This is a genomic window from Teichococcus rhizosphaerae, from assembly GCF_002631185.1.
In the GTDB taxonomy this organism is placed as follows: Bacteria; Pseudomonadota; Alphaproteobacteria; order Acetobacterales; family Acetobacteraceae; genus Pseudoroseomonas; species Pseudoroseomonas rhizosphaerae.
The window spans coordinates 1-13,077 of the sequence record NZ_PDNU01000075.1 but is presented as its reverse complement, the minus strand read 5'-3'; the positions used below and the strand labels follow the sequence as shown (position 1 = coordinate 13,077).

At 71.8% G+C, this 13,077-nt stretch carries 12 protein-coding genes; 1 reads left to right on the top strand and 11 read right to left on the bottom strand.

The annotated features are described in order from the left end of the window. Positions 1-256: 256 nt before the first annotated feature. Positions 257-1,054 carry a carbonic anhydrase gene (locus CR162_RS20825; protein ID WP_099097416.1) on the top strand — a complete coding sequence of 266 codons (798 nt, stop codon included), beginning with the start codon at positions 257-259 and terminating at the stop codon, positions 1,052-1,054. Positions 1,055-1,198: 144 nt separating this feature from the next. Here CR162_RS20825 and CR162_RS20820 read toward each other — a convergent pair whose 3' ends face one another. The 11 genes from CR162_RS20820 to recF all read right to left on the bottom strand — a co-directional run bounded on the left by CR162_RS20820 (position 1,199) and on the right by recF (position 12,973). Then, the gene (locus tag CR162_RS20820; RefSeq protein ID WP_176559969.1) at positions 1,199-2,227 is read right to left on the bottom strand and encodes a phytanoyl-CoA dioxygenase family protein; all 1,029 of its coding nucleotides are present in this window, start codon (positions 2,225-2,227) and stop codon (positions 1,199-1,201) included. Positions 2,228-2,740: 513 nt separating this feature from the next. Next, a complete protein-coding gene (locus tag CR162_RS20815) occupies positions 2,741-4,261 on the bottom strand; it encodes a tripartite tricarboxylate transporter permease (protein ID WP_099097414.1) in 1,521 nt (506 codons plus the stop codon). Further along, positions 4,261-4,710, bottom strand: a complete 450-nt coding sequence (locus tag CR162_RS20810; RefSeq protein WP_099097413.1) for a tripartite tricarboxylate transporter TctB family protein — start codon at positions 4,708-4,710, stop codon at positions 4,261-4,263. The genes CR162_RS20815 and CR162_RS20810 overlap by 1 nt, the downstream gene beginning before the upstream one ends. 32 nt (positions 4,711-4,742) lie before the next feature. Next, complete coding sequence (locus CR162_RS20805; protein WP_245870515.1) at positions 4,743-5,966, bottom strand: sigma-54-dependent transcriptional regulator; 1,224 nt, start codon at positions 5,964-5,966, stop codon at positions 4,743-4,745. A 93-nt stretch (positions 5,967-6,059) separates the two neighbouring features. After that, positions 6,060-6,260 carry a hypothetical protein gene (locus CR162_RS22230; RefSeq protein WP_141563273.1) on the bottom strand — a complete coding sequence of 67 codons (201 nt, stop codon included), beginning with the start codon at positions 6,258-6,260 and terminating at the stop codon, positions 6,060-6,062. Then, positions 6,239-7,561, bottom strand: coding sequence for a histidine kinase dimerization/phospho-acceptor domain-containing protein (locus CR162_RS20800; RefSeq protein ID WP_176559968.1), 1,323 nt, complete (start codon positions 7,559-7,561; stop codon positions 6,239-6,241). Before CR162_RS20800 ends, CR162_RS22230 begins: the two co-directional genes overlap by 22 nt. A 396-nt stretch (positions 7,562-7,957) precedes the next feature. Continuing rightward, positions 7,958-8,386 carry a DUF6691 family protein gene (locus tag CR162_RS20795; protein WP_099097411.1) on the bottom strand — a complete coding sequence of 143 codons (429 nt, stop codon included), beginning with the start codon at positions 8,384-8,386 and terminating at the stop codon, positions 7,958-7,960. A 5-nt stretch (positions 8,387-8,391) separates the two neighbouring features. Then, on the bottom strand, positions 8,392-8,814 hold the full coding sequence (locus CR162_RS20790; RefSeq protein ID WP_099097410.1) for a YeeE/YedE family protein: 423 nt from the start codon (positions 8,812-8,814) through the stop codon (positions 8,392-8,394). A 5-nt stretch (positions 8,815-8,819) separates the two neighbouring features. Further along, positions 8,820-9,197, bottom strand: coding sequence for a hypothetical protein (locus CR162_RS20785; protein WP_099097409.1), 378 nt, complete (start codon positions 9,195-9,197; stop codon positions 8,820-8,822). Between the two features lie 140 nt (positions 9,198-9,337). Beyond that, complete coding sequence (gyrB, locus tag CR162_RS20780) at positions 9,338-11,794, bottom strand: DNA topoisomerase (ATP-hydrolyzing) subunit B (protein ID WP_099097408.1); 2,457 nt, start codon at positions 11,792-11,794, stop codon at positions 9,338-9,340. Positions 11,795-11,848: 54 nt separating this feature from the next. Continuing rightward, positions 11,849-12,973: a DNA replication/repair protein RecF gene (gene recF, locus CR162_RS20775; RefSeq protein ID WP_245870514.1), complete on the bottom strand. Its 1,125-nt coding sequence runs from the start codon at positions 12,971-12,973 to the stop codon at positions 11,849-11,851. Positions 12,974-13,077: the final 104 nt, after the last annotated feature.

Here is a 13,077-nt window from a genome sequence, read left to right as displayed (position 1 = left end):
CCACGCGATGGGACACGACCTTGGAACCTAGAGCAAACGCCGGACGGGCTCTGTCGTCGGAAGGCGTGACCCGCTCGCTCCAGCATCCCGTCCGCCAGGCTCGCGCGGCAATCCCGCGCGCCTCGCGGGCAGGGCCACGGCGCATTCTCCGCCCGCACCGGCTCGCGGAGGATGCTCCGGCAACCTGTCTTCACAGCATCCTCACCCGGCCGGGCGGTGGCGCCACGCCGGAACCTGCCCTGGGAGCGGCATCGTCATGGCACAAGGGAGCCCCTGGCGCGACGCCTGCGGCTGCGGCGAGATCGGGAACACCCCCGGCAACACGGCTGGCGACGCGCCCGGCCATGCGGCGCTACGCCGGCTGGTGAACGGCTTCAGCCGGTTCCGGCACCAGCATTTCGAGGCGGATGAGGACCTCTACAGCCGCCTGCTGGAAGGCCAGCATCCGGAAGTGATGGTCATCGCCTGCTCGGACAGCCGCACCGATCCCGCGATCGTCTGCGGCGCGCGGCCGGGAGACCTGTTCGTGGTGCGCAACGTGGCCGCCCTGGTGCCGCCGCCCACGCCGGACCGCCAGCCGCATGGCACCGCCTCCGCCATCGAGTTCGGCGTCAGGGCCCTGGGCGTGCGGCACATCGTCGTGCTGGGCCATTCCTTCTGCGCCGGCATACGCTGCCTCCTCGAGCATGATCACGGCGCCGGACAGTTCGAATACGTCTCGGACTGGGTGAATGTGGTGCGGACGGTGCGCGAGGAGATGGACGGCCTGGTGACGGAGGCGGACCGCGCCTCCGTCGCGCGCCGGGCCGAGCAGGCGGCCATCCTGGCGAGCCTGCGGAACCTCGCGGCCTATCCCTTTGTCGCGGAGCGCGTGGCGCGGGGAAGTCTCATGCTGCATGGCTGGTACTTCCACTTCGGCTGGGGCGTGCTCCAGGCGGCCGCCAGCCCCCGCGGGCCGTTCCTGCAACCCGATCCGGACGAGCCGCCACGGCCGGCCATGAGCGAGGCCGCCGCGGAGGGCCAGGCGGCCCTGGCCGGTGCCGCGGCCGGGTAAGGCCGGAAAACGGACGGGCGGGTTCCACCGCCGGCCACGGCATCGCTCACGCCGTTCCGCCCGCCACCCGCCCCTGCGCCTTGCCCTGCGCGCCGCGAGCCGCCGGACCCCGCCCTTCCTCCGGCGGGGGTGGCGGGGATCGCCTCACGGTGAGAGGGTGGATGCGGCCTGCCGCGACGGCCTCAGCTTGCCGGCCAGGAACAGGCCCTGCATCGCCAGCTTGCGCGCCGCCGCGTAGGGCCCGGGGGCATGCGCGGCCAGGTCGCGCAGGAGGCGGTTGCGCAACCTGTCCTGGTCGTGCAGCTGCGCCACCGGCATGCCGTTCACCAGGGTGGTCTTCTGGCGCCGGATGCGGGTGTGGAACTGCAGCATCTCGTCCTCGGCCGGCAGGTAATGCGCGGTCAGGGAAGCGCGGGACACGCCGCTGCCAGAGGGCGCGAAGCTGCCATGGACGGTCAGCGACGACCAGAACAGCACGTCGCCCTTGGCCATGTAGGGCGCGCGGAACTCCAGGTTGAAATGGCGGATGGTCTCGAGCACCGCCTTCCTGTAGCGGTTGTGGCCGGTGGCGAAGTCCAGCTCCCCCGCATTGCGCAGCACCGGGACGATGTGGTGGCTGCGCGGGCAGACATAGAAGCGCCCGGCATTCGCGTCCACGTCCTCCAGCGCGTACCAGCCGGCGACGCAGCGGCCCAGGCCCGCGGCGCTGTCCTGGTAGTAGCTGTCCTGATGCGCCCAGGTGCCGACCGGGGCCTCGAAGAACATGCTCTGGATCAGCTTGGTGGCGCCAACGCCGGCAAGCGCCGCGGTGAACTGAGCGACATCCTTCTGCGCCAGGCCCAGCAAGGCGTTGCGCTTGAACTGCCCGAAGCGGCGGGTTTCCAGGTCCTGCACGTTGAAGATGGGGTTGTCGAGAAAGCCGTCCTTGTCGAAGCTGTTGCGCTCGTAGCGCATGTTCTTCTGCCGCAGGATCGGGGTCTGCGAGGGCTGGACCTCGGCACGGTAGGCGGCGCGGATGGCATCGCACAGTTCCGGCGGAAGCAATCCGCGGATGACCACATAGCCATTCCGCCGGTAATACCTGACCGCTTCCCCAAGGTCTGTGGAGCGGAAGTAATGCCGGTCCTCCGCCAGGCTGTTCGGGACATCCACTTCCGTATCGATGGGCGTCATGACTTTCATGAAGGCTCTCCCCAGCCGTTTGTCCACAGGCGAGTCGTCATCCTCGCCTTCTCGCGTGGCGATGGCGCCGGAGGGCAAGCGGTCCTGCACGGAGCCTGAACAGGACTGTAGTCGTTTCATTAAAGAGATTTCAATCGATAACGCTCTTTGCGTTGGAAAATTTAAGCTTCCCGGATGCCTCGCGGGTGGCGCAGGATGAGCGGCTTGGACCGCGGCGCGCCTCGCGCCACAGAACCCGGAAATCTCGTTACTTGGCAGGATTGTAACGGGCCGTGCACGAATGGCGGGGCAGACCGGTGCCCGCCGGGAGGGGGCGGGAAGTGGCGCGGGGTCGCGGGGCCTTCCGCCCTTCCCTTCCCTGCCTCCGCCGCCGGCCTGCCGAGGCGCGGCCGGGCAACGCTGCACCGGGGAATGGAATGTCCGGCCGCGCAGCTGGCGCGGCGGGGCCTGCGCGCGGCGCGTCTCCTTGTCCGGCCGGGCGCTTCCACCCGGCCGGGATCGCCTTCAGGGGCCGGCTTCCACCATGGCACGGCGCTGCGCGCGCTGCTGCCGCACCAGCCCGACAAGGGCCCAGGCCAGCAGCGCGAAGGTGACGGCCAGGAAGCCGGCGCTGATCGGCCGCTCCAGGAACACCGCCGGGTCGCCCCGCGAGAGCAGCATGGCGCGGCGCAGATGCTCCTCCATCAGCGGCCCGAGGATGAAGCCGAGGATCAGCGGCGCCGGCTCGAAGCGCAGCAGCATCATGACGTAGCCGACGATGCCGAAGATCAGCACCAGCAGGATGTCGAAGGCGCTGTTGTTGACGCTGTAGATGCCGATGCAGATGAACAGCAGGATGGCCGGGTAGAGGATGCGGTAGGGAATGGAGAGCATCTTCACCCAGATGCCGATCAGCGGCAGGTTCAGGATCACCAGCATGATGTTGCCGATCCAGAAGCTGGCGATCAGGCCCCAGAACAGCTCCGGATGCTCGGTGACCAGGTGCGGCCCGGGCTGGATGCCCTGGATGATCATCGCGCCCAGCATCAGCGCCATCACCGCGTCGCCCGGGATGCCGAGGGTGAGGGTCGGGATGAAGGCGGTCTGGGCCGCGGCGTTGTTGGCCGATTCCGGTGCCGTCACGCCCTCGATCGCGCCCTTGCCGAACCGGCTCGGGTCGCGCGCGACCTTCTTCTCGATGGCATAGGACATGAAGGAGGCGATGGTGGCGCCCGCCCCCGGCAGCGCGCCGAACACCGCGCCGATGCCGGTGCCGCGCAGCATCGGAAGGGTGGAGGCCATCATGTCGCGCGCGGTCGGCACCATGGAGCGCAGCGTGATCTTCTCCTTCGCCTTCTGGCCGGCGCCCATGCGGTTGATCGAGGCGATCACCTCGGCCACGCCGAACAGGCCCATGGCGAGCGCCACCAGGCTGATGCCGTCGGCGAGTTGCGGGATGTCGAAGGTGAAGCGCTGCTGGCCGGTCTGCACGTCGGTGCCGACCATGCCGAGCGCCAGGCCCACCAGCACCATGGCGATGCCCTTGACCGGCGAGCCCTGCGCCAGGGTCGCCGCCGCCACCAGGCCGAGCAGCATCATGGCGAAGTAGTCGGCCGGGCCGAAGGAAAGCGCCACATCCGCCAGCAGCGGCGAGAAGGCCGTCAGGATGATGATGCCGAGGCTGCTGCCGATGAAGGAGGCGTAGGTGGTCATCAGCAGGGCCACGCCGGCGCGGCCCTGCTGGCCCATCGGGTAGCCGTCGAGGCAGGCGACGGCGGCGGAGGGCGTGCCGGGCAGGTTCAGCAGGATGGAGGCGGTGGAGCCGCCATACTGCGCGCCGTAATAGATGCCGGCCAGCATCACCAGCGCCGCCGTCGGCGGCACGTAGAAGGTGAGCGGCAGCAGCATCGAGATGGTGGCGAGCGCGCCGATCCCCGGCAGCACGCCGATGAAGGTGCCGAGAAACACGCCGATGAAGCAGTAGAGCAGCGTCTGCGGCGCGAAGGCCTCGCCGAAGCCGAGCGCGAGGTTTGCGAAGATGTCCATCAGAGGCTCCACCGGATGGCGGGAATGGGAATGCCCAGCCCCTGCGTGAACACGAGCACCGCGCGGGCGCTGAGCGCCAGGCCGAGGATGGCGGTGAGGCGCAGGTCCGGGGCCCTCTCGGCCCAGGCGGCGAGGGCGGTCAGGACGAGCGTGGCCGGCACCAGCCCGGCGCGCTCCACCGCCAGCGCGAAGGCCAGCACGGCGGCACAGATCGCGAGGAACGGCCGCAGCTCGGGCCGCGGCACGCCGCCCGGCCGGCGCAGGGCCGGCAGCACCAGCAGCAGGCCGAACAGCACCACCAGCACGCCGATGCCGAGCGGGAAATAGGCCGGGCCCATGCGGCGCAGCGTGCCGAGATTGTAGTTGAGCGCATAGAGCGAGAACCATGCGCCCCCCGCGATCATCAGCGTGCCGCCGATGATGTCGTGGTAATCCCTTGTGCCTTTCAACGGCGCTCCCCCCTGGAGATTCCTGGAATTCGTCAGTCCTTGATGCCGAGGCGCCTCATCCGCTCCCACAGGGTGGTGCGGGAGATGCCGAGGAACTGCGCGGCATCGCCCATGCGCCCGCCGGCGCGGGCCAGCATGCGGCGGATGTGCTCGCGCTCGGCCGCGTCGCGCGCCTCCGCGAGCGAGAGCGGCGGCGCCTCCGGCGCCTGGGCCTCGGGAAAGAGGTCGGCCGCCTCCAGCCGCGGCCCCTCGGCCAGCACCATGGCGCGCTCGATGCGGTTGCGCAGCTCGCGCACATTGCCCGGCCAGCCATGCGCCAGCAGCGCCTCAAAGGCGGGCGCGCCGAGCTGCGGCTCCTCCCGCGCGAAGGCGTCGGAGAAGTGCCGCAGGAAATGCGCCGCCAGCATCGCCAGGTCCTCGGGCCGCTCGCGCAGCGGCGGCACCCGCAGCTCCACCACGGCGAGGCGGTAATAGAGGTCCTCGCGGAAGCGGCCCTCCGCCACGCGGGCACGGAGATCGGCGTTGCTGGCGGCAATGATGCGGGCCCGCAGCGGCAGCTCCTCCCGCCCGCCGAGACGGGTGAAGCGCCGCTCCTGCAGCAGGCGCAGCAGCTTGGCCTGCGGCGCCGGCCCCAGCTCCGCCACCTCGTCCAGGAACAGCGTGCCGCCGGCGGCGCGCTCGGCAAGGCCCAGCTGCCGCTCCGCCGCGCCGGTGAAGGCGCCGCGCTCATGGCCGAAGATCTGGCTCTCCAGCAGCTCGGCCGGAAGCGCCGCGCAGTTGATGGCGACAAACGGCCCGGCGGCGCGGCTTCCGCCCTCGTGCAGCGCGCGGGCCGCCACCTCCTTGCCGGCGCCGCTCTCGCCGCCGAGCAGCACGGTGGTGTCCACCTGGCCGAGCTTCAGCAGGTGGCGGCGCAGCGTCCGCATGGCGGGGGAGGACCAGCCGGCGGCATCCGGCGCCGGCGGGGCGGGCGGGTTCCAGCCGGCATAGGCGGCCAGCTTGTCGATCAGGAGCTGGGCGGGAAAGGGCTTCTCCACATAGTCGTCGGCGCCGGCGCGCAGCAGGCGCACGGCCTGCCCCACATCGCCGAAGGCGGTGACGACGATGATGGGCGTGCCGCCCAGCTCCGGCATCAGCCGCGTCAGCAGCGCCTCGCCGCTGCCATCCGGCAGCCGGATGTCGCAGACGATCAGCGTCGGCCGCTGCCGGCGCAGCAATGCCTCGCCCTCGCGCGCTGCGCGCCCAGGCGGTGGCAATGCCCTCCAGCGTCAGCCGCTGCACCAGGCTCTCGCCCAGCACCGCATCGTCCTCGATCAGCACCACGGAACGCGGCGCGGGATTGGCCGGGATCATGGCGTGCCCTCCGCCTGGGCCGGAATGTGAAGCGTGATGCAGCTGCCGCGCGCCCGCTGCTCCACGCCGATGCGGGCGCCCAGGCTGGCGGCGAGCTGCGCCGCGATCTCTAGAGCCGTTTCCGTTCGCCTTGGCTCACGTCCACTGCTCCAGCCTTCTGTTTTTGCGAGCATCTTCACCCGATCAGATGCTTCCATCTGATCGGGATCTGCTCTAGCCCCAGCCCGCCGGAGGCGCTGCCCGCACCGCTGCCGGCGAGGCGCCGCTCCGCCTCGGGCGGCATGCCGCCGGCCTCGTCCTCGACGCTGGCGACCAGCAGAGCCTGCGCGGCGCGGTCCACGCGCAACCGGACCTGCCGCCCCGCCGGCGTGGCGGTCACGGCGTTCAGCAGCAGGTTGAGGAGGAGCTGGCGCAGCCGCAGCGCGTCGGTCGGGAACGGCTCCGGCAGGGAGACGTGCCAGTCCAGCCCGACATGGCCGCGCCGGGCCTCGGGCATCACCAGCAGACGCAGATCCTCCAGATCCTCGGCGGAAAGGGGGCGGCGCCCGCCCTCCTGCCGGTAGGTGGCGAGCGTGCTGCGCACCACTGCCTCGATCTGCCGCAGCCCGCGCTCCACCAGGTCGAGGGCGCGGCCGCGCGCCGCCCGGTCGTCGCCGAAGCGGCGGGCCGTCTCCAGCGCGGTCAGCATGCCGGCGAGGGGATTGCGCACCTCATGCGCCACGCTGGCGGCGAGGCGCCCGAGCATGGCGACGCGCTCCCGCTCGGCCAGGCGGGCGGCCAGCTCCTCCCTTTCCCTGAGGCGCGCGGCCATCAGGTTGAAGGCCTGCGCCACGCGGCTCGCCTCGGCATCGCGCGGGGCGAGGGGCAGCGGGTCGAAGCAGCCCGCCCCGGCGCGGCCCAGCGCCGCCGTGACGGACAGGAAGGGCCGCATCAGCCGGCGCGCGACCAGCATGGCGAGGCCGGCGGCCAGCGCCGCCAGCATGAGGTCGGCCACCGCCAGCACCCAGGTCACCCGGCGCTGCCGGCCGGCCTGCTCGGGAAAGGCGAGCTGCGCCGCCACCAGCGCCACCACCTCCCCCTCCGCCACCAGCTCGCGCTGGGCCCAGGCGGTGTCGCCCGCCGGGTCGGGCGACCAGCGCAGGCCGGTCAGCCCGAGGGCCATGGGCGGCCTGCCCTGCGGCTCGCCGGCGCGGGCCAGGGGCAGGCCGTTCGGATCGGCCACGATGATGGCGAGGTCGTTCACACCGCGCTGGAATCCCATGCTGCGCTCCAGCGCCGCCTCGAGCCCCGTGAAGTCGCCGGCGCGCAGCCATGGCAGGGCGGTGCCGGCGAGGCTGTCGATATAGACGTCGGCCATGCGGGCCACGCCGCTGTCGAGCTCCCGCTGCATGAAGCCCAGCGCCAGCTGCGTGGTGCCGACGGAGGAGATGAAGACCGCGAGCCCTGCCAGGAGCGGCAGCCGCAGGGCCAGGGCGAGCGGGCGGAGGGTGGGGATCATCGGCGTGGCACATGCTCCGGCAGGGCCGCCGGCCGGTCCCTGGCGGGCGGGCGGGGCGGGATTCCACCGGTTGATAGCAGCTTGCCCGCCCGCCGCCCTTTCGGGGCGGCGCGGAAGGGCCGGCTGCGGCATGGCCTTGGCGCGTTGCATCGGCGGCAGCTCTGCAAGGGCCTTGCCAGAGCGCCGCGCCGCGCGAATTCAGTGCCTTGGACACCGGCGGCAAGGCGGCGCCGTCCGGCTTTCCGGACAGCATCGCCGCCCGCTGTCCGGAAATCCGGACGCGCCTTGCCGCCGCGGCCCTTCCTGGCGCCGGAAGGGCCGCCTTCCCGTCAGCCCGGCCTCACCAGGCGGGCTTTACTGGGCGGGCCTCACCGGGCGGGCTTCACCGGGCGGGCCTCACCGGGCGGGCGGCAGATACCGGTCGATCGCCGTGAAGGCCGCCATGCCGGCCAGCATCGCCGCCAGGAAGACCAGCGCGGGCGTGCCGGCGAGGAGAAAGGCGGCCAGGGCCGGGCCCGGGCAGAAGCCCGCCAGCCCCCAGCCCGTGCCGAAGATCAGCGCACCTGCGACCAGCCGCCCATCCACCGCCTTCCGGACGGGGCCGGAAAAAGCCTCGGCGCAGAGCGGCGCCTGCCGCCGCCGGGCGAGAGCGAAGCCCAGCGCGGCCACCGGAATGGCGGCGCCCATGACGAAGGCGAGGCTCGGGTCCCAGTTTCCGGCGACATCAAGGAAGGCCAGCACCTTCTGCGGGTTGACCATCTGCGAGACGACCAGCCCCAGCCCGAACACCAGGCCCGAGGCAAGCGAGACGAGGATGCGGCCCATGGCGGTCAGCCTCCGGCGAGGTGGCGGGTGATGAAGACGGTCACGGCGGCGGCCAGCATGAACAGGATGGTGGCCACGATGGAGCGGCGCGAAAGCCGGGCGATGCCGGCCACGCCATGGCCACTGGTGCAGCCGCTGCCCAGGCGGCTGCCAAAGCCCACGAGCAGCCCGGCCACCGCCAGGGTGGGATAGGTGGAGCGGATGGAGATCTCCGGGGCGCCCAGCAGCAGCGCGTGGAACAGGGGGGCGCCGATGAGCCCGGCCAGAAAGGCGACGCGCCAGCCGGCCTCGCCGGCCTGTGGCCGGAGGAGACCGCCCGCCACGCCGCTGATCCCGGCGATGCGGCCATTGCCGAGCCAGAGGATGAGCACGGACAGGCCGATCAGCGCGCCGCCCAGCGCGGCCGAGAGGGGGGTGAAGTTTTCCATGGGTGTCAGCCCTTCGCCATGCCGGCGGCTTGGTGGAACTGGTTCAGCGGGATCTGGAGACGGGAGACGCCATTCGCTTCCGGCTCCGGCAGGCATCCGCCCGGCTGGCCGCCATGGCCGGTGAAGACGCGCGTCTCCGGCGGCAGCGCCAGGATGCGCCCGATGCTGCGGCAGGACGCGCAGGCCTCGTCGCCGGGGAAGCCCGCGAGCGGTGCCGCCATCCGGCCGGCGAAGCGGGCGCCGGTGCCGCCGCAGGCACGGCCGAAGCCGAGCACCGGGTCGATCAGGGCACAACGCCGCGTCGCCGGGGCGGCGGCGACAGAGGCGATGCTGCGGGCACCCTCGCGACAGAAGCCGATCACCACCGGCCCGTTGCTGGGCATCCCCGCGGCCCCCTCCCCCGGCCTTGCCGCCGCTGCCGGAACCCTGGCCGGAAGAAGGGTCGGGAAGCGGCCGGCCTCCCGCATCGGCCGGGCGGCGGCCCGTCCCTGCCTGGCAGACGGAGGAGCGGGGGACAGGCGGCTCACACGTCGAGGTTGCCCACCTTCAGCGCGTTGCCCACGATGAACTCGCGGCGCGGCTCCACCACGTCGCCCATCAGGGTGGAGAAGACCTGCTCGGCATCCTCCACATCCTCGATCCTCACCTGCAGCAGGGTGCGGGCGGCCGGGTCCAGCGTGGTCTGCCAGAGCTGGTCCGGGTTCATCTCGCCCAGGCCCTTGAAGCGCTGGATGGCCAGCCCCTTGCGGCCCTGCGCCAGGATGCGGTCCAGCGCCGCGAGCGGGCCGGCCACCTCCACCGGATGGCCGTCCAGCGACAGCGTGGCAGGCCGTGCCCAGGCGGCAGCCAGGGCGGCATGGCGCTCGGCCAGCCAGCGCGCCTCGGGGCTGCGCAGCGCGGCCGGGTCCAGCCGGTGCCGGTCGGCCACGCCGCGCACGGTGCGGCCCATCACCAGCCCCTCGGTGCCCGGCGCGACCTTCCAGCCACGCTCGGTCGGGCGGGCCAGGGCATCGAGCCGCGTGGCCAGTTCGGGCGCCACGGCGAGGGCGCGCGCCGCGTCGGGCGTCAGGGCGCCGGCGATGGCGGCCTGCTCCACCAGCTCCGCCGGCAGGTTGGTGGAAAGGCGGCGGATGCGGTGCGCCGTCTGGCGCAGGCCCTCCACCACCTCGCGCAGCTCGTCGCCCTCGGCCGCGCGGCCATCGGCGAAGCGGAGGCTCGCGCCGTGCAGCGCCTTTTCCAGCAGGAAGTCCTCGAGCGCGCGGTCGTCCTTGAGGTAGCGCTCCTCCTGGCCGCGCTTGGCGCGGTAGAGGGGGGGCTGGGCGATGTAGAGATGGCCGCGGGCGAGCAGCTCGGGCATCTGCCGGAAGAAGAAGGTCAGCAGCAGGGTACGGATGTGCGAGCCGTCCACATCCGCGTCAGTCATGATGACGATGCGGTGGTAGCGCAGCTTGTCGGCCGAGAAGCCGCCCTTCTCCACCGGGCCTGTGCCGATGCCGGTGCCGAGCGCCGTGATCAGCGTGCCGATCTCGGCCGAGGAGAGCATCTTGTCGATGCGCGCGCGCTCGACGTTCAGGATCTTGCCCTTGAGCGGCAGGATGGCCTGGAAGCGGCGGTCGCGGCCCTGCTTGGCGGAGCCGCCGGCGCTGTCACCCTCGACCAGGAAGATCTCGCACTGGGTGGGATCCTTCTCCTGGCAGTCGGCCAGCTTGCCGGGGAGGGTCGAGATGTCGAGCGCGTTCTTGCGGCCGACCTTCTCGCGCGCCAGCTGCGCCGCCTTGCGGGCGGCGGCGGCGAGCACGACCTGGTCCAGCACGATGCGCGCTTCCTTCGGATGCGTCTCGAACCAGTGGGAGAGCGCGTCGGCCACCGCCATGTGCACCACCGGCTGCACCTCGGAGGAGACCAGCTTGTCCTTGGTCTGGGAGGAGAACTTCGGGTCCGGCACCTTGACGGAGATGACGGCCGTCAGCCCCTCGCGCATGTCCTCGCCGGACAGCTCGACCTTCTCCTTCCTGGCCAGCTCCTCGGCATACTTCATCACCACGCGGGTCAGCGCCTGGCGGAAGCCGGCCTGGTGGGTGCCCCCGTCGCGCTGGGGGATGTTGTTGGTGAAGCACAGCGCCAGCTCGTGCGGGCTGTTGTTCCACCACATCGCCAGCTCGACCTGGATGCCGGTGCCTTCCTTGGCCTTCAGGCTGATGGCCGGCCTGAACAGCGGCTCCTTGGAGCGGTCCAGCCATTCCACGAAGGCGGTGAGGCCACCATCGAAGTGGAAGACCGTCTCGCGCGCCGCCTCGCCGAGCGCCACGGGGCGCTCGTCGCGCACAGTGATGGCGAGGCCGGAATTGAGGAAGGCCAGCTCGCGCAGGCGCTTCTCCAGCACGGCGAAGTCGTATTCGGTGCGGGTGAAGGTGCCGGCGGAGGGCTTGAACGTCACGCGGGTGCCGGTGGCGTGGTCCGAGGGGCCGATCACCTTCAGCGGCTGCACCGTCTCGCCATGCTCGAAGCGGATGAAGTGCTCATGGCCGTTGCGCCAGATGACCACTTCCATCCACTCGGACAGGGCGTTCACCACCGCGGCGCCGACGCCGTGCAGGCCGCCCGAGACCTTGTAGGAGTTCTGGTTGAACTTGCCGCCGGCATGCAGCCGCGTCAGCACCACCTCGGCGGCGGAGACGCCTTCCTCGGAATGGATGTCGGTGGGAATGCCGCGCCCGTCATCGGTGACGGTGACGGAGCCATCGGCGTTCAGCACGACGTCGCAGCGCGTGGCATAGCCCGCCTGCGCCTCGTCCACCGCGTTGTCGATGATCTCGAAGGCCATGTGGTGCAGGCCCGAGCCGTCATCGGTGTCGCCGATATACATGCCAGGGCGCTTGCGAACGGCTTCCAGCCCGCGCAGCACGGTGATGGAGGCGCTGTCATAAGTGTCCGCCGGCAGCTCGGTGACGGGGGACGGTGCGCGCGCGGACTCACTCATGCCGGCGAAGAACTCCTGCTGACGGCGTGCGGAAACACGCGGATTTATAGCATTTTATCGGTCATACGACACGGGGAAATCGGCAAGCGGCCGCAGCCCGCCCGGCTCTCCCCCGAGGAATTGCGCAATGCCGGACAAGGGCGCGAAGGGCAGCGCCTCCGTGCCGGTGAGAAAGCACTGCGCCGGCAGCGCCGCCAGGGCGGCGAACAGGGCGGCGCGGCGCTGCGGGTCCAGATGCGCGGCGACCTCGTCGAGCAGCAGCAGCGGCGCGAAGCCGCGCTGCGCCGCCACCAGCGCCGCCTGTGCCAGCACGATGCTGACCAGCAGCGCCTTCTGCTCGCCGGTGGAGCAAAGCTCGGCCGGAAGGGCCCTGGGCAGGAGGAGCAGCCGGAGATCGGTGCGGTGGGCGCCCTGCCGGGCACCGCCCGCCGCCGCATCGCGCGGGCGGTCCGCCGCCAGGCCGGCGCGGAGCTGGTCCTCGACCGCGAGGGCGGGCTGCGAGGCCAGCGCCTGGGCGATCGGGCAGGCCAGCTCCAGCCGCGCCGCCGGAAAGGCGCCAGCCACGCCATCGGCCAGGGCTGCGTTGAGCTGGGCCGCCATGGCCCGCCGCGCGGCGATGGCGGCCACGGCATGGCGTGCCATGGTGTCCTCCAGCGCCGCCAGCCAGCCGGGGTCACGCCGGCCTTCGGAGAGCAGGCGGTTGCGCTGGGTCATGGCCGCGTCATGGGCCGCGACGTCGCGGGCATGGGTGGGCTCCAGGGACCAGACCAGGCGGTCCAGGAATCTTCGCCGGCCGCTGGCGCCTTCCTGGAAAAGACGGTCCATCTGCGGCGTCAGCCACAGCATGGCGACATGCGCGGAAAGCTCGGCCTGGCTGCGGATGGCCCCGCCGTCGAGGCGGAAGCTGCGGCGGTCCTGCCCCGCCTCGGCGCCGGTGCCGATGACCAGGGGGCCGAGGCGCCCCTCGAAATGCCCCGCGATGGTCCAGGAGAGGCCGGCGCCGCCTTCGCGCTGGCCCAGCTCCGCTCCACGCGCGCCGCGCAGCCCGCGGCCTGGGGAAAGCAGGCTGATCGCTTCCAGCAGATTGGTCTTGCCGACGCCATTCGCCCCGGCCACGACCACGATGCGTGACGTGAAACCCTGGTCCAGCTCTGCATAGCTGCGAAAGTTCCGCAGCATGAGGCGGCGGAGTTGAAGGGTGGGTGCGTCGCTCACGGAACACGATAGGCCCGCACCTGCCATGGGATGGCAAGCCGGGCTGTTTCGGATTTCGGATTTCACCA

Bases quoted from the DNA above. Each gene is read 5' to 3' on its own strand.
- CR162_RS20815 (WP_099097414.1), bottom strand. From the start codon at position 4,261: ATGGACATCTTCGCAAACCTCGCGCTCGGCTTCGGCGAGGCCTTCGCG.
- CR162_RS20795 (WP_099097411.1), bottom strand. From the start codon at position 8,386: ATGGGCCGCATCCTCGTCTCGCTTGCCTCGGGCCTGGTGTTCGGGCTG.
- CR162_RS20820 (WP_176559969.1), bottom strand. From the start codon at position 2,227: ATGACGCCCATCGATACGGAAGTGGATGTCCCGAACAGCCTGGCGGAG.
- gyrB (WP_099097408.1), bottom strand. From the start codon at position 11,794: ATGAGTGAGTCCGCGCGCGCACCGTCCCCCGTCACCGAGCTGCCGGCG.
- CR162_RS20800 (WP_176559968.1), bottom strand. From the start codon at position 7,561: ATGATCCCCACCCTCCGCCCGCTCGCCCTGGCCCTGCGGCTGCCGCTC.
- CR162_RS20825 (WP_099097416.1), top strand. From the start codon at position 257: ATGGCACAAGGGAGCCCCTGGCGCGACGCCTGCGGCTGCGGCGAGATC.
- CR162_RS20790 (WP_099097410.1), bottom strand. From the start codon at position 8,814: ATGGAAAACTTCACCCCCCTCTCGGCCGCGCTGGGCGGCGCGCTGATC.
- CR162_RS20785 (WP_099097409.1), bottom strand. From the start codon at position 9,197: ATGCCCAGCAACGGGCCGGTGGTGATCGGCTTCTGTCGCGAGGGTGCC.
- recF (WP_245870514.1), bottom strand. From the start codon at position 12,973: ATGCTGCGGAACTTTCGCAGCTATGCAGAGCTGGACCAGGGTTTCACG.
- CR162_RS22230 (WP_141563273.1), bottom strand. From the start codon at position 6,260: ATGGAAGCATCTGATCGGGTGAAGATGCTCGCAAAAACAGAAGGCTGG.